The organism is Pseudomonas sp. IT-P395, from assembly GCF_949767675.1.
Classification (GTDB): Bacteria; Pseudomonadota; Gammaproteobacteria; order Pseudomonadales; family Pseudomonadaceae; genus Aquipseudomonas.
Window position 1 is genome coordinate 1 of sequence record NZ_CATKPW010000009.1, and the last position, 18,520, is coordinate 18,520.

Sequence of the window (18,520 nt, forward strand, 5' to 3'; positions counted from 1 at the left end):
AATCGAGCTTTTAGTCCCGCCCACCCCTTCAAGTCTAAACATACAAGCGAGCCTGCTCGCGAAGCGGTATCTCAGTCACTATTGATGGCGACTGATTCACCGCATTCGCCAGCAGGCTGGCTCCCACATTTTTTGTCCCGGTTTTAAGGGTTTAGCCCGCCGAGCGACTGATCCGAATACGCTTGCGTGCACTGCGTGTCAGGCGGATCGACAGCATCAACGCCGCGCAGCTCAGGCCAACGATCAGACCCTGCCACAAGCCGCTCGGGCCGCGTGGCTCGCCGAGCCAGTCGGTCAGGCCGAGGGCGTAACCCACGGGCAAACCAATCCCCCAATAGGCGAACAGGGTCAGGATCATCGTCACCCGCGTGTCCTGATAACCGCGCAGTGCGCCGGCAGCGGTCACCTGGATGGCGTCGGAAAACTGGAACAGCGCCGAGTACACAATCAACATCGCCGCAATGTGAATCACCGTCGGGTCAGCGGTGTAGATCGCCGCAATCGGCTCGCGCAACAACAGCATCATGCTCGCCGACAGACAGGCGTAGGCCAGCGCGGTGCCCATACCGACGCCAGCGGCAAAGCGCGCCTCACGCGGTTCTTCGCGACCCAATGCCTGACCGACGCGCACGGTCACCGCCATGCCCAACGAGTAGGGAATCATGAACACCAGCGAACTGACGTTCAGCGCAATCTGGTGCCCGGCCACTACCGTGGCGCCGAGGCTGCCGATCAACAACGCAATCACGGCAAAAATACTCGACTCGGCAAACACGGCGATGCCGATCGGCAGACCAATTGCCAGTAACCGCTTGATCACTGCCCATTGCGGCCAGTCGAAACGGCTGAAGATTTCGCTCGAACGATAGGCCGGCGCCCAGCGCTCATAACCAGCCAGCCCCAGCGCCATCACCCACATCACAATCGCCGTGGCCCATCCGCAGCCAACGCCGCCCATCGCCGGCACGCCGAAGTGGCCATAGATGAAGATGTAGTTCAGCGGAATGTTCAGCGCCAGACCGCACAGGCCCAGCACCATCGCCGGACGCGTACGGCCAATGCCGTCACTGGTGCAACGCAACACGTGATAGAACGCCACTGCTGGCAGACCGCTGGCGATGCCGTGCAGGTATTGCATGCACGGGCCGATCAGTTCGGGATCGACCTTCATCAGGTGCAGCACCGGTTCGGCGGCCACCAGCATCGCCGTCGCAATCAGTCCGACCACCAGTGCCAGCCACAACGCCTGACGTACAAGCGGGCCGATTTCGCTGTGGGTACCGGCACCGAAGCGCTGGGCAACTTTCGGCGTGGTTGCCAGCAGGGTGCCGGTCATCAGCAGAAACACCGGCACCCAGATCGAGTTGCCCAGCGCAACGGCCGCCAGATCCTTTGGCCCGACGCGGCCAGCCATCACCGCATCGACGAAGCCCATGGCCGTGGTCGCCAGTTGCGCGATGATGATCGGCAACGCGAGGGCGAGCAGGTTCTTGAACTCCAGGCGAATCCGCGCCGGGCGGGTCAGGGAAACAGCGACAGGTTGATCAGTTACAGAATTCACGGGCAAAACGTCCACAGGTGTTGATGCGCAAGGCGCCGCATTCTACGCCGCTGACGCCTTGGTCAGGAAAAATCCTCTGTTGCGGATTTGTAAGCGCAAAGCTCGCTGGCTCAGCGACCGATCTGCACCTAAACTGCCGATCCGCCAAAGGAGCCCGCCATGCTGATTGTTGCCGACGAAAATATCCCGCTGCTCGATGCCTTTTTTGCCGGTTTCGGCGAGATCCGCCGGGTGCCGGGCCGTTCCATCGACCGAGCGACGGTCGAGCAGGCTGACGTATTGCTTGTGCGCTCGGTGACCAACGTCAACCGTGCTTTGCTTGAGGGTAGCAAGGTGCGCTTTGTCGGCACCTGCACCATCGGCACTGATCATTTGGATCTCGACTACTTCAATGAGGCCGGCATCACATGGTCGAGTGCGCCTGGCTGCAATGCCCGCGGCGTGGTTGATTACGTGCTGGGCAGTCTGATGACACTCGCCGAAATCGAAGGCGTCGATCTGACTCAGCGCACCTACGGGGTCGTCGGCGCCGGTGAGGTCGGTGGACGGCTGATCAAGGTTCTGAAGGGCCTGGGCTGGAACGTCAAAGTCTGCGACCCGCCACGGCAGGCTGCCGAAGGCGGCGATTACGTCAACCTCGAGCAGATCATCGAGCAGTGCGATGTGATCAGTTTGCACACGCCGCTGACGCGCAGCGGCGACGGCGCGACCTGGCATCTGTTTGATCAGCCACGTTTGCAACAACTCAAGCCCGGCGCATGGCTGATCAACGCGGCCCGTGGTCCTGTGGTGGATAACCTTGCTCTGCGCGAAGTGTTGCTGGAGCGTGAAGACCTGCAAGCCGTTCTCGATGTCTGGGAAGCAGAACCTGCAGTGGATGTTGCGCTGGCCGAACTCTGCGTCTTGGCCACCCCGCACATTGCCGGTTATAGCCTTGATGGCAAACAGCGCGGAACGGCGCAGATCTATCAGGCTTACTGCACATTCCTCAGTCAAGCGGCGAGCATTCAACTCAGTGATCTGTTGCCGGCACCGTGGTTGTCTGAAGTTTCCCTGCACGGTGACAGCGATCCGGCCTGGGCGCTGGCGATGTTGTGCCGTGGGGTGTACGACCCGCGCCGCGATGACGCGGATTTTCGCCGCAGCCTCGTAGGCAATGTCGGCGAGCAGCGTGCGGCGTTCGACGTGTTGCGCAAGCAATATCCGGTGCGGCGCGAGATTGAAGGACTGAAGGTGCGCATTGAAGGGGATTCACCGGCGTTGGCGAAGATCGTGTCGGCGCTGGGTGCGGTACCTGTCTAGAAAGCGAGATGGGCGATTCGCGAGCTTGCTCGCGAATGCCGCGCCACAAATACCTGATCTGCAGACAGAAAAAACCCGGCCAAAGGGGCCGGGTCAGGAAGACGGTGGCTATATCACTCTTGTTCGGCAGGCTTGATCAATCGCTTCTCCAGCTCGCTGCACGCTTGCTGGATCATTTCTTCAGTGATCGGTACTTCACGCCCATCCTTATCCAGTATCGAGCAACCCAGAGATTGGCCGGGCTTGGTGCGGATCACTTGAATCTTGTCATCGCTGCTGTGTTGCAAGGACATGGCCTGTCTCCTCATCAGGTTGTGTACCCAGATTAAAACCGCCACGTGACCAGGCTGTGACAGCGCCTTCGATCCGTCATGAGCGGCCATTCCAGTCCAACAGAAATGACCGTTCGTCTCAACCGCGACGTTAGACCGATAGCAACTATGGCCTAGTCTTTGGGGGCATATTTAACCTGACTCATTGTGATTTACAGAGTTCCACCCCAAAGAAGGTTTACGCTAGCCCTTTCATCAACACGGATGCGTACCTGAATGACCCCGAAGCTTTCTTCAAGGCACCGGCGCGCCCTGCGTCTGACCACTCGATTTCTGGCACCTTACCGCTGGCAAGTCATCGGCGCGCTGCTGGCGTTGATCGTCACCGCCGCCGTTACGTTATCGATGGGGCAGGGGATCAAACTGTTGGTCGACCGCGGCTTCATGACTCAGTCGCCGCATCAGCTCAATCAGAGCATCGGCATCTTCATGTTAATGGTGCTGGGCCTGGCGGTCGGCACGTTCGCACGGTTTTACTGGGTATCGTGGATCGGCGAGCGCTGCGTCGCCGACATTCGCCGTGAGGTGTTCAACCATCTGGTCTATCTGCATCCGGGCTTCTATGAGAACAATCGCAGTTCGGAGATTCAGTCGCGACTGACTGCCGACACGACACTCCTGCAATCGGTGATCGGCTCGTCGCTGTCGATGTTCCTGCGCAACCTGCTGATGGTCATTGGTGGTGTCATCCTGCTGTTCGTGACCAATGCGAAACTCACCAGCATTGTGGTGATTGCGCTGCCGTTCGTGGTCGCGCCGATCCTGATTTTCGGCCGACGCGTACGCAATCTGTCGCGATTGAGCCAGGACCGCGTCGCCGATATCGGCAGCTATGTGTCGGAAACCCTCGGCCAGATCAAAACCGTGCAGGCCTACAACCATCAGGTGCAGGATGAGCGGCGTTTTGCGACAACGGTCGAGGACGCCTTCGACACGGCACGCAAACGTATCTTCCAGCGCTCATGGATGATCACCATGGTGATCGTGCTGGTTTTGGGCGCGGTGGCAGTGATGTTATGGGTCGGCGGCATGGACGTGATCGCAGGACGTATCACTGGAGGCGAACTGGCGGCGTTTGTTTTCTACAGCCTGATCGTCGGCAGTGCGATCGGCACCTTGAGTGAGGTGATCGGCGAGCTGCAACGTGCGGCAGGTGCCGCCGAGCGGATCGCTGAATTGCTGGGTTCGGAAAATATCATCCAGCCGCCAACCGCCGGGCTTGTGACCCTGCCGGAGCGCGTGCGGGGTGAACTGCAATTACAGGAAGTACGTTTTTCCTATCCATCGCGTCCTGAAAGCTATGCCGTCAACGGCTTGAACCTGACCATTCGGGCCGGCGAGACGCTGGCGTTGGTGGGGCCATCGGGCGCTGGCAAGTCCACGGTGTACGATTTGCTATTGCGCTTTTATGACCCCGTGGAAGGGCGGATTCTTATCGATGGTGTGCCGCTGACCAGCCTCGACCCGCTGGACCTGCGCCGTCACTTCGCTTTGGTATCACAATCGCCGGCGCTGTTTTTCGGCAGCGTTGAAGAAAATATTCGTTACGGCAATCCGCGGGCGACGCTGGAGCAAGTCAAGGAAGCGGCAAAAATTGCCCACGCTCATGACTTCATCGAAAAAATGCCCAACGGTTATCAGACCCATCTCGGCGATGGCGGTCTCGGTCTTTCCGGTGGGCAGCGTCAGCGTCTGGCGATCGCCCGGGCGTTGCTGGTCGACGCACCGATCCTGCTGCTGGACGAAGCCACCAGCGCCCTCGACGCGCAGAGTGAGCATCTGATTCAGGAAGCTTTGCCGAGCCTGATGCAGAACCGCACCACGCTGGTGATCGCGCATCGACTGGCCACGGTGAAAAACGCTGACCGGATTGCGGTGATGGATCAGGGCAAGCTGGTGGCCATTGGTACTCATCAGGAGCTGATTGCCAGCAATCCGCTGTATGCACGGTTGGCGGCGTTGCAGTTCAATGATGGCAAGAGCGCTTCAACGAATCCTGTCACCGATCCTGCCATTCACTAAGGCCGTGCCCATAAAAAATGCCCGTATCGCGAGATATGGGCATTTTTCGTTATCCGGCACTAAGCGCTGGATCACTGATCATCAAAATACCGCTCATGCCAATCCACCAGCGGCTGTGGCGAGTTGAGCTTCTGGCCGTAGATCACCGAATAAGACAGCACGTTCTGCACGTACTGACGGGTTTCATCGAACGGGATGCTTTCCACCCACACGTCAAAGCTCAGGTGATCGGCGCCGCGCAGCCATTGGCGTACGCGACCCGGTCCGGCGTTGTAGGCGGCGGAGGCGAGGACACGGTTGCCGTTGAACTGGCTGTGCACCTGGCTCAGGTAAGCGGCGCCGAGCTGGATGTTTTTGTCCGGATCGAGCACCTGCTGCGGCGAGGCCAGCGGGATGCTGAACTTACGTGCGGTTTCCTTGGCGGTGCCGGGCATCAGTTGCATCAGGCCACTGGCGCCGACGCCGGAGCGGGCGTCGTCCATGAAGGCGCTTTCCTGACGGGTGATGGCAAACACCCAACTTGAATGCAGGCCACGCACCTTGGCTTCCCGCACGAGTGTTTCGCGGTGGGCCATCGGGAAACGAATATCCAGATCGTCCCAGTATTGCGCCTGACTGATGGTGCGGATCGCTGGGAAATACCATTTCAAGTCGTAAGCGAGTTTCGCCTGAGCAACCATTTCATCGCGATTGAAGTGGCGGCTGACGTGATACCACTCGCGGCGACCGTCGACGATCTGTCCGCGGGCGTGGAATTCCAGCGCGCGGCGTACGCCTGGAGTGTTGCGCACCTTGTTGATCAGCGCCTGACTGAGGACCAATGGCTTGTTGTTCAGCGAGTAGGGCGATTGCGAGCGATCGGCGGCGAGGAACCCATAGAAGTCGCGCTCGCGAGCGAGGTTTTTGTACAGCGTCTGCGCTTCCGGGTTTTGCGGCTGGGCCAGTTCCAGGCTGCGCGCCTGCCAGTAGCGCCAGCGGTTGGTGGTGGCCAGGTCCTGCGGCAGACGGCGAGTCAGCTGATACGCATCGTCCCAGCGCGCCAGACGCAACAGCAGGCGCAAACGCCATTCCGAGACGGTGTTGTCGCGCAGTTCCGGATCGTATTTGGTCATCACGTCCAGCGCGCGGCTGTCGAAACGCCTCGCCAGAGTCAGGCCGATTTCCCGGGCGATCGCGACTTTTTCATCGCGGGAGAAATGCATGCTGCTGGCGTAGCCGTCGAGCAGCGCCATGGCCTTGTCCGGATCCTGACGCGCGAGGCGGCGCAGGCCGAGGCTGACGACATCGGACATCGGCTCGTCGGCCGGGGTGAAGCGTGAAGGCTGATTGAGCAGTTCCGGCTTTTGCGCCACATCCACCAGTAAACGGCCGCGCGGGGCGAGGGTAGTCAGGCCGTTGACCAGGCTGTTGGCCAGGGGATAGTTGCGCGTCTGAGCGGCGAGTTTGGTGCGCTCCCAGCGTTTCTGCTCAGTGAGCTGACCATCGGCGGCCCAAATCCCGAACAGCGCGTCACACGCGGCGGGTTGCGATTTGCCCGTCAGCCACAGCTTGTCGGCGTTGGCATAGCCTTCGGCTTTCTTGTCGTGAGTGATCTGGTATTGCGCATTGAGGCAATCCAGCTCGGTGAAGTTGAGTTTCGGGTCGTAATACTTGACGAAGGTCGCCCAGTCGCCGCGGTCGGCGAGCCAGCGCAACCAGCGCAGTTTCATCCAGTTGGCCTGGGGCAGATCGCCGTGTTCGGCGAGGAATTTTTCGATTTCCGCATTGCTCGCGGTCTTCAGGCGCGCGGTCAGTTCGTCGTAGGCCAGGTACGGTTCCAGCGGGTAATCGGCCAGCGCCTGGCTGTAGCGGAAATACGGGCCGGTATCGCCCTTGGCCAAGGCGCGCTTGGCTTCATCGTAATACTGGCGTTGGGTAGACAGGTCCACCGCCTGAGCGGATTGAGCGGCAGCGGCGGTAAGTAGCAAACAGGAGAAAACACTGAAAAGGCGACTGCGCATGAGACATCCGGGCAGAGAAATCATGACAAGTGCCGACACGAATCAGCACTGAATTGTCTGTAGCTTAGCCTTTTGCCAGCAAGCGGCGAAAGCTTTGCCGGCCTCGCAGCACAAGTTCGCAACAAATGTTGTGCAGAGTGCTTCAACAGACAAATTGCCGGCCTTTTGAAGCCCTAACTCAGGTAGAATGCGCGCCCGGTTTTTGGAGAAGCTCATGACCCTGCTCAAATTCAGCGATGTGTCCCTTGCGTTCGGCGCTATGCCGTTGTTGGACAAGGTGTCCTGGCAGATCGCCCGTGGTGAGCGGGTGTGCATCATCGGCCGCAACGGCACTGGCAAGTCCAGCATGATGAAACTGGTCAAGGGCGACCAGAAGCCCGATGAAGGCTCGGTGTGGCGTGCCCCCGGTCTGAAAATCGGCGAATTGCCGCAAGAATTGCCGGTGGCCGACGACCGGACGGTGTTCGACGTGGTTGCCGAAGGCCTTGATGGCGTGGGCGCGTTGCTCGCCGAATACCATCACCTCGCGCAGAACTGCGTTACCGAAGATGACCTGAACAAGCTGATGCACGTTCAGCAAGACCTCGAAGCCCGTGATGGCTGGCGCTTGCAGACTCTGGTCGAGAGCACTTTGAGCCGTCTGCAACTGCCGGCGGACAAGACCCTCGCCCAGTTGTCCGGCGGCTGGCGTCGTCGCGTGCTGCTGGCACAGGCGCTGGTGTCCGAGCCGGATCTGCTGCTGCTCGACGAACCGACCAACCACCTGGACATCGGTGCGATTGCCTGGCTCGAAGAAGCGCTGAAAGATTTCCAGGGCGCCGTGCTGTTCATCACGCACGACCGTTCCTTCCTGCAAAACCTCGCCACGCGCATCCTTGAACTGGATCGCGGTGGCCTGATCGACTGGAACGGCGACTACGCCAGTTTCCTCGTACACAAAGAAGCCGCGCTGGCCGCTGAAGAAACCGCCAACGCGCTGTTCGACAAGAAACTGGCCCAGGAAGAAGTCTGGATCCGCCAGGGCATCAAGGCTCGCCGCACCCGTAACGAGGGCCGCGTCCGCGCCCTGAAAGCGTTGCGCGTCGAGCGTAGCGAACGTCGTGAACGCACTGGCAAGGCCAACATTCAGCTGGACACTGCCGACAAGTCCGGCAAGCAGGTGATGGTGCTCGAGAACGTGAGTTTCGCGCACCCGGGCGGCCCGTTCCTGATCAAGGATTTCTCGATGGTGCTGACGCGCGGCGACCGTATCGGTCTGCTCGGCGCCAACGGTACCGGCAAGACCACCCTGCTGAAACTGATGCTCAGCGGTCTGCAACCGACCAGTGGCAAAGTGGAAGAGGGCACGCGGATCGACGTAGCGTACTTCGACCAGCTGCGCCATCAGCTGGATCTGGAAAAAACCGTGATCGACAACGTCGCCGAAGGTCGCGACTTTATCGATATCGACGGCCAGAGCCGTCACGTGCTGAGCTACCTCGGCGACTTCCTGTTCAGCCCGCAGCGTGCCCGCACGCCGGTCAAGGCGCTGTCGGGTGGTGAGCGTGCGCGTCTGTTGCTTGCCAAGTTGTTCAGCAAGCCGGCGAACCTGCTGGTCCTCGACGAACCGACCAACGACCTCGACGTGGAAACCCTCGAGCTGCTCGAAGAAGTGCTGCTGACTTTCAACGGCACCGTGCTGATGGTCAGCCACGACCGGGCATTCCTCGACAACGTGGTCACCAGCACGCTGGTCTTCGAAGGTGAAGGCAAGGTGCGTGAGTACGTCGGCGGCTATCAGGACTGGATCCGTCAGGGTGGTTCGCCGCGCCTGTTGGGCGTGACTGAAAGCAAGTCGGGCAAGGCTGACTTGAATTCGGCGGTGGTCACTGCCGAGCCTGCTGTAGTTGCAGCACCTGTCGCTGCTGCCCCGGCTGCCAAGAAAAAGCTGAGCTACAAGCTGCAACGCGAGCTGGAAGCGTTGCCCGCTGATATCGACGCCAAGGAACAGCAGATTGCTGCCGTGGAAGCCGAAATGGCTGAAGCTGGCTTCTATCAGCGCCCTGCGGCTGAAACAGCCAAGGTGATTGCTTCGCTGGAGCAGTTGCAGGCTGAGCTGGATGCGTTGATGGAACGTTGGGCCGAGCTGGATGCCTGATTGGCCCTGATGTGAAAAAGCCCGGCGCTCAGTAATGAGCGCCGGGCTTTTCATATGTAAACGCAGTTCCCTTGTAGGAGTGAGCCTGCTCGCGATAGAGGTTTAGCATTCAACGAATTCGTCGAGTGTCAGAACGCTATCGCGAGCAGGCTTACTCCTGCATGGAATGGTATTTCAGCGTTTGACCAAGTGTACCGCCAATACATCGCATGGCGCGCCGTGCAGCACGTCATTCGCGGTCGAGCCGAGCAACAGCGCCAGACCGTGACGGCCATGACTGCCGACCACGATCAGGTCGCATGCTTGTTCCTTGGCGAAATGATGGATTTCCTGGCGTGGCTGGCCATAAGTCAGGTGACAATTGGCGCCTTCGAGCTCGGAGTACTTGAGTTTCAGGCGCTCGAGGCGTTCCTTGGCCTGATCGAACTGCTGTTGTTGCAGTTGTGACAGATCCATCGGCACGTCGCCGCCGAACGCCATGGCCATCGGCTCGACAATATGCACCAGCGACAGCTTGGCGCCATTGCTCACCGATAGCTCTCGGGCGCGGTGAATCACAGGGTCGCACTCTTCGGTCAGATCTACGGCGACCAGGATGTGGTGGTAGGGCATGAGGTGCTCCTCGTGAGATTTCAATATTGTTAAGTATGGCTGGTTTCAAGCGCATTGGTTCCAAAGTGACACAATGCGCTCACCAAGAATTGGGAATAGAGATATGACGGTCTGGTTGGTGGTGTCAATCCTGCTGGTGGTTTTAAGTCCGCTGGCGTGGCTGCGCCCATCGCGCGCGCAAAGCGGTCGCATCGCCCTGCGCATGGAGGCGCGACGCATCGGTCTGGCCATGCAGCTGGCCCCTCAGGAATGGCCGCACTGGCTGGCGCAAGAGCCGCCGAACCCGTGTGCGCAATATCATCGACCGCGCCGTAGCAAGCAGCCCGTCTGCTGGACTTACTGGCAGAAATCGCCGGGTGTATGGGTCAATCAATGGCAGGAAGTCTGCGAGGATCGTGCGCTGCTCAATCATTTCGAAAAGTTGCCGGGCAACGTTTTCAAAGTCGAGGCAGACAAGCAGATGATCGCTCTGTATTGGGGCGAGAAGGGTGAAGCGACGGTTTTGCAGGATATCGACGCCACTCTGAAAGCACTGGCGTGACGCGCGGACTTTTCGCACTGCAATGGTGTGAAACGTCCGGCAGACGCGCAATAAAAAGCCCGACATGATTCATCGGGCGGGGTTGGCCAGGCAGGCCGGAAACGTTTTTTGATGCTGATGGGGCCTGGAGCGCTCAGCGCATTTCTCTGTAGTCCTCCCAGCGTAGCCCTTTAAACAAGGGCCGCCGCGAATTAGGGCGACTTTTCTAACTATTGATTCTATGAATGGCTTCACATGCAGACGCGTGTTGCGGGTCTTCGTCTGACGGAAATGACCGCAAAGTCGCATTTCAACCCGTATTTTGGGCGATTGACAATTGTTGGAAATTCCGTGAAGGTGACGTACCCAAATCAAACGGGCGTATGAATTGAGCGTTTGTCTTACAGACTGCTCCTACAGAATCCCGACTATCGCGTTGGCGGGTGTGCCGGGTGGATTGGCGTTAGCATCGACGAAAAAGCGTCCTGCCGAGCCATTCGCCTGCGTCCGACGTGTACTGTTCAGCTTCCATATCGTGGAGATCAGTTGATGATTTACGAAGGTAAAGCCATCACGGTTAAAGCTCTTGAAAGTGGCATCGTCGAATTGAAATTCGACCTCAAGGGTGAGTCCGTCAACAAGTTCAACCGTCTAACCCTGAACGAACTGCGTCAGGCCGTAGACACCATCAAGGCAGATGCTTCGATCAAGGGCGTGATCGTCAGCAGTGGCAAGGACGTGTTCATCGTCGGCGCCGACATCACCGAATTTGTCGACAACTTCAAGCTGCCGGATGCCGAGCTGGTTGCTGGCAATCTCGAAGCCAACAAGATCTTCAGCGATTTCGAAGACCTCGATGTCCCAACCGTAGTGGCCATTAATGGCATCGCACTGGGCGGCGGTCTGGAAATGTGCCTGGCGGCTGACTATCGCGTCATGTCGACCAAGGCCAAGATCGGTCTGCCGGAAGTCAAACTGGGCATCTACCCAGGCTTCGGCGGCACCGTGCGTCTGCCGCGCCTGATCGGTGTCGACAACGCCATCGAATGGATTGCCTCCGGTAAGGAAAACCGCCCTGAAGACGCCCTGAAAGTCAGCGCCGTCGACGCCGTGGTTGCTCCGGAGAAGCTGCAGGAAGCCGCTCTTGAACTGATCAAACGCGCCATCTCCGGCGAGTTCGACTTCAAGGCCAAGCGTCAGCCGAAACTTGAAAAACTCAAGCTGAACGCCATTGAACAAATGATGGCTTTCGAAACCGCCAAAGGTTTCGTTGCCGGTCAAGCTGGTCCGAACTACCCGGCACCGGTTGAAGCGATCAAGACCATCCAGAAAGCCGCGAACTTCGGTCGTGACAAGGCGCTGGAAGTCGAAGCCGCCGGTTTCGTCAAACTGGCCAAGACCTCTGCCGCGCAGAGCTTGATCGGTCTGTTCCTGAACGATCAGGAGCTGAAGAAAAAGGCCAAGGCCTATGACGAAATCGCCAAAGACGTGAAGCAGGCCGCTGTACTCGGCGCCGGCATCATGGGTGGCGGTATCGCCTATCAGTCGGCTTCCAAAGGGACGCCGATCCTGATGAAGGACATCAACGAGCACGGTATCGAGCAGGGGCTGGCCGAAGCCGCCAAACTGCTGGTTGGCCGCGTTGATAAAGGTCGCATGACCGCTGCGAAAATGGCTGAAGTGCTCAACGCCATTCGTCCAACCCTGTCCTACGGCGACTTCGGTCACGTCGATCTGGTTGTCGAAGCTGTGGTCGAGAACCCGAAGGTCAAGCAAGCCGTGTTGGCTGAAGTGGAAGGTCAGGTCAAAGAGGACACCATCCTCGCGTCCAACACCTCGACAATTTCTATCAGTTTGCTGGCCAAGGCCCTCAAGCGTCCGGAAAACTTCGTCGGCATGCACTTCTTCAACCCGGTGCACATGATGCCGCTGGTGGAAGTGATCCGTGGCGAGAAGTCCAGCGAGCTGGCTGTTGCCACTACCGTTGCCTACGCCAAGAAAATGGGCAAGAACCCGATCGTCGTCAACGACTGCCCGGGCTTCCTGGTCAACCGCGTACTGTTCCCGTACTTCGGCGGTTTCGCCAAGCTGGTCAGCGCCGGTGTGGACTTCGTCCGTATCGACAAGGTCATGGAAAAATTCGGCTGGCCGATGGGCCCGGCATACCTGATGGACGTGGTCGGCATCGACACCGGTCACCACGGTCGTGACGTGATGGCTGAAGGCTTCCCGGATCGCATGAAGGATGACCGTCGTTCGGCCATCGACGTGCTGTACGAAGCCAAGCGCCTGGGCCAGAAGAACGGCAAGGGCTTCTACGCCTACGAGGCCGACAAGAAAGGCAAGCAGAAGAAAGTTGCCGATCCGTCGGTGCTGGAAGTGCTCAAGCCGATCGTTTACGAGCAGCGCGAAGTCACTGACGAAGACATCATCAACTGGATGATGATCCCGCTGTGTCTGGAAACCGTGCGTTGCCTGGAAGACGGCATCGTTGAAACCGCCGCCGAAGCCGACATGGGTCTGGTTTACGGTATCGGTTTCCCTCCATTCCGTGGCGGTGCGCTGCGCTACATCGATTCGATCGGTGTTGCCGAGTTCGTTGCCCTGGCTGACCAGTACGCTGATTTGGGCGCGCTGTACCACCCGACCGCGAAGCTGCGTGAAATGGCCAAAACCGGCCAGAGCTTCTTCGGTTAAGCGCCCCCAACTAGAGTGAGAGTGAACTTATGAGCTTGAATCCTAGAGACGTCGTGATTGTCGACTTCGGTCGTACTCCGATGGGCCGCTCCAAGGGCGGCATGCACCGCAACACCCGTGCTGAAGACATGTCGGCGCACCTGATCAGCAAACTGCTGGAACGCAACGCCAAGGTTGATCCTGCTGAAGTCGAGGACGTGATCTGGGGCTGCGTCAACCAGACCCTGGAGCAGGGCTGGAACATCGCGCGCATGGCGTCGCTGATGACCCAGATCCCGCACACCTCGGCCGGCCAGACCGTCAGCCGTCTGTGTGGCTCGTCGATGAGCGCACTGCACACCGCTGCGCAAGCGATCATGACCGGTAACGGTGACGTGTTCGTGGTTGGCGGCGTCGAGCATATGGGCCACGTGAGCATGATGCACGGTGTCGATCCGAACCCGCACATGTCGCTGTACGCGGCGAAAGCCTCGGGCATGATGGGCCTGACCGCGGAAATGCTCGGCAAAATGCACGGCATCACTCGCGAACAGCAAGACGCTTTCGGCGTGCGTTCCCACCAGTTGGCCCACAAGGCCACCGTGGAAGGCAAGTTCAAAGACGAAATCATTCCGATGCAAGGCTACGACGAGAACGGTTTCCTGAAACTGTTCGACTATGACGAAACCATTCGTCCGGAAACCACCCTGGAAAGTCTGGCGGCTCTCAAGCCAGCCTTCAATCCAAAGGGCGGCACCGTGACTGCCGGTACTTCGTCGCAGATCACTGATGGTGCTTCGTGCATGATCGTGATGTCGGCGCAGCGTGCACAGGACCTGGGTATCCAGCCAATGGCGGTTATCCGTTCGATGGCAGTGGCGGGTGTGGATCCGGCGATCATGGGCTATGGTCCAGTTCCGGCGACACAAAAAGCCCTGAAGCGTGCGGGCCTTGGGATCAACGATATCGACTTCTTCGAGCTCAACGAAGCGTTCGCCGCACAGGCCCTGCCAGTGCTGAAAGATCTGAAAGTGCTCGACAAGATGAACGAGAAGGTTAACCTGCACGGCGGCGCGATCGCCCTGGGTCACCCGTTCGGTTGCTCCGGTGCCCGTATTTCCGGCACCTTGCTGAACGTGATGAAGCAGAATAGCGGCACCTTCGGGGTGGCCACTATGTGCATTGGTCTCGGCCAAGGCATCTCCACCGTCTTCGAACGCGTTTAAGCGTCTCGTCGATGGAAGCCGGGGCCAAGTGCCCCGGTTTTTGTTTTTGTGGATTTATTTTGTTTTTATTTTTGAAAAAATTTGAGTGAGGGCCAAACCATGCCGATACAACCTGGGCTCTACCAACATTACAAAGGTCCGCAGTACCGCGTATTCAGTGTTGCGCGGCACTCCGAGACCGAAGAAGAAGTGGTCTTTTACCAAGCCCTGTATGGCGATTACGGCTTTTGGGTGCGCCCTCTGAGCATGTTTCTCGAGTCGGTCGAGGTTGACGGCGAGCAGGTGCCACGCTTTGCTTTGGTGCAAGCCGAACCGAGCCTTTTTTCCAAGGCATGAGGCGAGTGTGCACAGAACCCTGTGCTTGACCTCACCTTGTATCAACTATATATAGCGGTGCCGCGTCAGGCGCCAACCGCCTTTCACTTCTAGAATTCAGGAATTTTCTGATCCATGGGCAAATCGCTGGTCATTGTGGAATCCCCGGCTAAGGCCAAGACCATCAACAAGTATCTGGGTAACCAATACGTGGTGAAGTCGAGTATCGGCCATATCCGAGACCTGCCCACCAGCGGTTCGGCTAGCGCCAGCAAAGAGCCAGCCGCCAAGCGCGGCAAGGCTGCTGCGGGCGAAGGTCCGGTGCTCTCGCCGAAAGAGAAAGCGCGCAAGCAGCTGGTCTCGCGTATGGGTGTCGATCCCGATCATGGCTGGAAAGCCAAGTACGAGATCCTCCCGGGTAAAGAGAAGGTCATCGAAGAGCTGCGCCGGCTCGCCAAAGATGCTGACACCATCTATCTCGCAACCGACTTGGATCGCGAGGGGGAAGCCATTGCCTGGCACCTGCGCGAAGCCATCGGTGGTGACGACAGCCGCTACAAGCGTGTGGTGTTCAACGAAATCACCAAGAAGGCGATTCAGGAAGCCTTCTCGGAACCGGGCGAGCTGGACATCGATCGTGTCAACGCTCAGCAGGCCCGTCGTTTCCTCGACCGCGTTGTGGGTTACATGGTCTCGCCGCTGCTGTGGGCGAAGATCGCCCGTGGCCTGTCTGCCGGTCGCGTGCAATCGGTTGCCGTGAAGCTGGTGGTCGAGCGTGAGCGTGAAATCCGTGCATTCAACCCGGAAGAGTACTGGGAAGTGCATGCCGATCTCGGCACCACCAAAGGCTCGACCGTGCGTTTCGAAGTGGCTCGCGAGAAAGGCGAGGCCTTCAAGCCGCTCAACGAAGCCCAGGCCATGGCCGCGCTGGAGAAGCTCAAGTCTTCCAGCTACAGCATCGTCAAGCGCGAAGACAAGCCGACCAGCAGCAAGCCTTCGGCGCCATTCATCACCTCGACACTGCAACAGGCTGCGAGTAACCGCCTGGGCTTCGGCGTGAAGAAAACCATGATGATGGCCCAACGTCTCTACGAAGCCGGCTACATCACTTACATGCGTACCGACTCGACCAACCTCTCGGCTGATGCCGTGACGATGGCGCGTACTTACATCGAAGACGAGTTCGGCAAGAAGTACCTGCCGGAAACGCCAAACGTCTACAGCAGCAAGGAAGGCGCACAAGAGGCTCACGAAGCGATTCGTCCGTCCGACGCCAACACCATTCCGAGCAAGCTTGCAGGCATGGAGCGTGACGCTGAGCGTCTCTACGAGTTGATCTGGCGCCAGTTCCTCGCTTGCCAGATGCTGCCGGCGCAATATCTGTCGACCACCGTCAGCGTGGGTGCTGGCGATTTCGAGCTGCGTGCCAAGGGTCGTATCCTCAAGTTCGACGGTTACACCCGCGTTATGCCGCAAATTGCCAAGCCGGGTGATGACGACGTTCTGCCCGATATGGCGCAGGGCGACGTGATGAAGCTGATCAAGCTCGATCCGTCCCAGCACTTCACCAAGCCGCCGGCGCGTTACTCGGAAGCGAGCCTGGTTAAAGAAATGGAAAAACGTGGCATCGGTCGTCCTTCGACTTACGCTGCGATCATCTCGACCATTCAGGATCGCGGCTACGTGACCCTGCACAACCGTCGTTTCTATTCGGAAAAGATGGGTGACATCGTCACCGAGCGTCTGTCGGAAAGCTTCTCCAACCTCATGGACTACGGCTTCACTGCCGGCATGGAAGAGAACCTCGATGACGTGGCACAGGGTGAGCGCGACTGGAAAAGTGTGCTGGACGAGTTCTACGGCGACTTCAAAAAGAAGCTCGAAGTAGCCGAAAACCCGGACAGCGGCATGCGTGCCAACCAGCCGGTCATGACCGACATTCCGTGCACCACTTGCGGCCGTCCGATGCAGATTCGTACTGCGTCGACCGGCGTGTTCCTTGGTTGCTCAGGCTACAGCCTGCCGCCGAAAGAACGCTGCAAGGCCACCGTCAACCTGGTGCCGGGCGACGAAATCGCTGCGGACGACGAAGGTGAGTCGGAATCGCTGGTGTTGCGTGGCAAGCATCGTTGCCCGATCTGCAGCACGGCGATGGACGCTTACCTGCTGGACGAGAAGCGCAAGCTGCACATCTGCGGTAACAACCCGGATTGTGCTGGCTACGAAATCGAAGAGGGCAGCTATCGCATCAAGGGCTACGAAGGTCCGAGCCTGGAATGCGACAAGTGCGGCAGCGAGATGCAGCTCAAGACTGGCCGTTTCGGCAAGTTCTTCGGTTGCACCAACCCTGAGTGCAAGAACACCCGCAAACTGCTGAAAAGCGGTGATGCAGCGCCGCCGAAGATGGATCCGGTGAAGATGCCTGAGCTGAAATGCGAAAAGGTCAACGACACCTACATCCTGCGCGACGGTGCGTCCGGTCTGTTCCTGGCGGCCAGTCAGTTCCCGAAAAACCGCGAGACCCGTGCTCCGCTGGTGATCGAGATTCTGCCGCACAAGGACGAGATTGATCCGAAGTATCACTTCCTGTGCGAAGCGCCGCAGAAGGACCCTGACGGTCTGCCAGCGGTGATTCGCTACAGCCGCAAGACCAAGGAGCAATACGTGCAGACCGAAGTCGACGGCAAGCCTACTGGCTGGAAGGCTTACTACGACGGTGGCAAGTGGACGGTTGAAGACAAGCGTACGAAGGCCAAAGCTGATTAAGCATTAGCCTGATACTGAAAGGCCGCATGAGAACCCTTGGGTTTTCATGCGGCCTTTTTGTTTTGTGCTTGCGGTGGGATCAGCTGATCCATGACACTGTCCGGCCTGTGTGAAGCAATTATTTCGTTGTGGGGAGCGCCGTCATGGCTCACGAACTCTATACCCGTACCAATCAGAAGATCTATTTCGCTGGCCTGTCGCTCGAAGCCTTGGCTCGCGCTGAGGAGGGGCGGGCGATGAATTCACTGGCGTTGATTCAGGCCGGACGTGAATCGGCGCTGTTTCACCTGTACGGCGCCTTGCTGGGTCTTTGCCACGAGATCGCGGGTTTCTATCGTCTGCCGCAGGCTAATGCACCACGGGCTGAGATGCTGCTGACGCGTGAAGTGCTGGAGTCGATTGCGATTCCTGAACTCGCCGAAATGGTTGAGTTGGCGGGCAACTCTGAAACCTGGCTGGCAAAACTGCTGGCTGCGCATTCGGCGCTGTTCCAGCCGCCACGGGTGCCACACAAACCGAAAGGGGATGTGACTCAACCGTTGATTCAGGCGATTAATCTGGATGAAGAGGAAGCGCCGGAAGAGTTGAGTCGAGAGGAGCTGGAGAGCTGGCGGCAGAACTTGAAAGGTCTGGCGATACGTTTTCGCGAAGGCTTGAACGAGTGCTGAGGGCGATTGACACGGTGGCAATCTGAAACATGCTGCTGGTCAAGATCCCGAGCGAAGCCTGAATGATGTCTATATAATGCCTGCCTTTCGTGGAGAACAGACCTTTATGCCAACGTCCTTTCTAGAAATTGTCGAGTTACCAGACGGCCGAATCGAACTGCGCAGGGCTGAGGACGAGGGTTCTTTGGTGACGCTGGATTTCTCCGACGATGCCAAGGCGTTCCTGCAAGGTCAGCATGTGGAAATCGCTAAAGCGATGTTGAGCGTCGGCGTGCAAATGGCCGGTCGTATGGTCGAAGGCGAGTTTGATAAGGAAGAGGGGCCGCGGGTTCTTCATTGATCCCCGCCTTTCTACTGTTTGACGTTACCGCTTCAGATCGGCT

14 protein-coding genes are annotated in these 18,520 nt (G+C 58.7%); 10 read left to right on the forward strand and 4 right to left on the reverse strand.

Going from position 1 to position 18,520, the window contains the following annotated elements; translation table 11 throughout:
• Positions 1–151 precede the first annotated feature (151 nt).
• Positions 152–1,561, reverse strand: coding sequence for an MATE family efflux transporter (locus ACM6IN_RS07405; protein WP_007910428.1), 1,410 nt, complete (start codon positions 1,559–1,561; stop codon positions 152–154).
• A gap of 159 nt (positions 1,562–1,720) precedes the next feature.
• On the opposite strand from ACM6IN_RS07405, the gene pdxB reads away from it, so the two are divergent.
• Complete coding sequence (pdxB, locus tag ACM6IN_RS07410) at positions 1,721–2,863, forward strand: 4-phosphoerythronate dehydrogenase PdxB (protein ID WP_414915685.1); 1,143 nt, start codon at positions 1,721–1,723, stop codon at positions 2,861–2,863.
• 113 nt (positions 2,864–2,976) lie between these two features.
• Here pdxB and ACM6IN_RS07415 read toward each other — a convergent pair whose 3' ends face one another.
• Positions 2,977–3,156, reverse strand: a complete 180-nt coding sequence (locus ACM6IN_RS07415; protein WP_007910433.1) for a PA1571 family protein — start codon at positions 3,154–3,156, stop codon at positions 2,977–2,979.
• Positions 3,157–3,411: 255 nt separating this feature from the next.
• On the opposite strand from ACM6IN_RS07415, the gene ACM6IN_RS07420 reads away from it, so the two are divergent.
• Positions 3,412–5,217 (forward strand): ABC transporter transmembrane domain-containing protein, encoded by a 1,806-nt coding sequence (locus ACM6IN_RS07420; RefSeq protein ID WP_007910435.1) that lies wholly within the window; start codon positions 3,412–3,414, stop codon positions 5,215–5,217.
• A 71-nt stretch (positions 5,218–5,288) separates the two neighbouring features.
• Here the strand turns inward: ACM6IN_RS07420 and ACM6IN_RS07425 are convergent, their stop codons facing one another.
• On the reverse strand, positions 5,289–7,217 hold the full coding sequence (locus ACM6IN_RS07425) for a transglycosylase SLT domain-containing protein (protein ID WP_414915686.1): 1,929 nt from the start codon (positions 7,215–7,217) through the stop codon (positions 5,289–5,291).
• A 214-nt stretch (positions 7,218–7,431) separates the two neighbouring features.
• On the opposite strand from ACM6IN_RS07425, the gene ACM6IN_RS07430 reads away from it, so the two are divergent.
• Positions 7,432–9,354: an ATP-binding cassette domain-containing protein gene (locus ACM6IN_RS07430; protein ID WP_007910438.1), complete on the forward strand. Its 1,923-nt coding sequence runs from the start codon at positions 7,432–7,434 to the stop codon at positions 9,352–9,354.
• 174 nt (positions 9,355–9,528) lie between these two features.
• Here ACM6IN_RS07430 and ACM6IN_RS07435 read toward each other — a convergent pair whose 3' ends face one another.
• On the reverse strand, positions 9,529–9,966 hold the full coding sequence (locus ACM6IN_RS07435; RefSeq protein WP_007910454.1) for a universal stress protein: 438 nt from the start codon (positions 9,964–9,966) through the stop codon (positions 9,529–9,531).
• A gap of 103 nt (positions 9,967–10,069) precedes the next feature.
• On the opposite strand from ACM6IN_RS07435, the gene ACM6IN_RS07440 reads away from it, so the two are divergent.
• The 7 genes from ACM6IN_RS07440 (at position 10,070) to ACM6IN_RS07470 (ending at position 18,477) form a co-directional block, all read left to right on the forward strand.
• Positions 10,070–10,507, forward strand: coding sequence for a hypothetical protein (locus ACM6IN_RS07440; RefSeq protein WP_007910461.1), 438 nt, complete (start codon positions 10,070–10,072; stop codon positions 10,505–10,507).
• A 528-nt stretch (positions 10,508–11,035) separates the two neighbouring features.
• Complete coding sequence (gene fadB / locus ACM6IN_RS07445; protein ID WP_414915687.1) at positions 11,036–13,183, forward strand: fatty acid oxidation complex subunit alpha FadB; 2,148 nt, start codon at positions 11,036–11,038, stop codon at positions 13,181–13,183.
• Positions 13,184–13,212: 29 nt separating this feature from the next.
• Positions 13,213–14,388 carry an acetyl-CoA C-acyltransferase FadA gene (gene fadA, locus ACM6IN_RS07450; RefSeq protein ID WP_007910465.1) on the forward strand — a complete coding sequence of 392 codons (1,176 nt, stop codon included), beginning with the start codon at positions 13,213–13,215 and terminating at the stop codon, positions 14,386–14,388.
• Between the two features lie 99 nt (positions 14,389–14,487).
• Entirely contained in the window at positions 14,488–14,724 is a 237-nt protein-coding gene (locus ACM6IN_RS07455) for a DUF1653 domain-containing protein (protein ID WP_007910467.1), read from the forward strand.
• A gap of 114 nt (positions 14,725–14,838) precedes the next feature.
• Positions 14,839–17,469, forward strand: a complete 2,631-nt coding sequence (gene topA, locus ACM6IN_RS07460) for a type I DNA topoisomerase (protein WP_414915688.1) — start codon at positions 14,839–14,841, stop codon at positions 17,467–17,469.
• 143 nt (positions 17,470–17,612) lie between these two features.
• Positions 17,613–18,137, forward strand: a complete 525-nt coding sequence (locus ACM6IN_RS07465; RefSeq protein WP_007910470.1) for a DUF6586 family protein — start codon at positions 17,613–17,615, stop codon at positions 18,135–18,137.
• A 106-nt stretch (positions 18,138–18,243) separates the two neighbouring features.
• Positions 18,244–18,477 (forward strand): hypothetical protein, encoded by a 234-nt coding sequence (locus tag ACM6IN_RS07470; protein ID WP_007910471.1) that lies wholly within the window; start codon positions 18,244–18,246, stop codon positions 18,475–18,477.
• The last annotated feature ends 43 nt before the right edge of the window (positions 18,478–18,520 follow it).

Excerpts from the sequence above, each read along its gene's own strand:
- pdxB (WP_414915685.1), top strand. The coding sequence starts at position 1,721 with ATGCTGATTGTTGCCGACGAAAATATCCCGCTGCTCGATGCCTTTTTT.
- ACM6IN_RS07415 (WP_007910433.1), bottom strand. The coding sequence starts at position 3,156 with ATGTCCTTGCAACACAGCAGCGATGACAAGATTCAAGTGATCCGCACC.
- ACM6IN_RS07420 (WP_007910435.1), top strand. The coding sequence starts at position 3,412 with ATGACCCCGAAGCTTTCTTCAAGGCACCGGCGCGCCCTGCGTCTGACC.
- ACM6IN_RS07425 (WP_414915686.1), bottom strand. The coding sequence starts at position 7,217 with ATGCGCAGTCGCCTTTTCAGTGTTTTCTCCTGTTTGCTACTTACCGCC.
- ACM6IN_RS07430 (WP_007910438.1), top strand. The coding sequence starts at position 7,432 with ATGACCCTGCTCAAATTCAGCGATGTGTCCCTTGCGTTCGGCGCTATG.
- ACM6IN_RS07435 (WP_007910454.1), bottom strand. The coding sequence starts at position 9,966 with ATGCCCTACCACCACATCCTGGTCGCCGTAGATCTGACCGAAGAGTGC.
- ACM6IN_RS07440 (WP_007910461.1), top strand. The coding sequence starts at position 10,070 with ATGACGGTCTGGTTGGTGGTGTCAATCCTGCTGGTGGTTTTAAGTCCG.
- fadB (WP_414915687.1), top strand. The coding sequence starts at position 11,036 with ATGATTTACGAAGGTAAAGCCATCACGGTTAAAGCTCTTGAAAGTGGC.
- fadA (WP_007910465.1), top strand. The coding sequence starts at position 13,213 with ATGAGCTTGAATCCTAGAGACGTCGTGATTGTCGACTTCGGTCGTACT.
- ACM6IN_RS07455 (WP_007910467.1), top strand. The coding sequence starts at position 14,488 with ATGCCGATACAACCTGGGCTCTACCAACATTACAAAGGTCCGCAGTAC.
- topA (WP_414915688.1), top strand. The coding sequence starts at position 14,839 with ATGGGCAAATCGCTGGTCATTGTGGAATCCCCGGCTAAGGCCAAGACC.
- ACM6IN_RS07465 (WP_007910470.1), top strand. The coding sequence starts at position 17,613 with ATGGCTCACGAACTCTATACCCGTACCAATCAGAAGATCTATTTCGCT.
- ACM6IN_RS07470 (WP_007910471.1), top strand. The coding sequence starts at position 18,244 with ATGCCAACGTCCTTTCTAGAAATTGTCGAGTTACCAGACGGCCGAATC.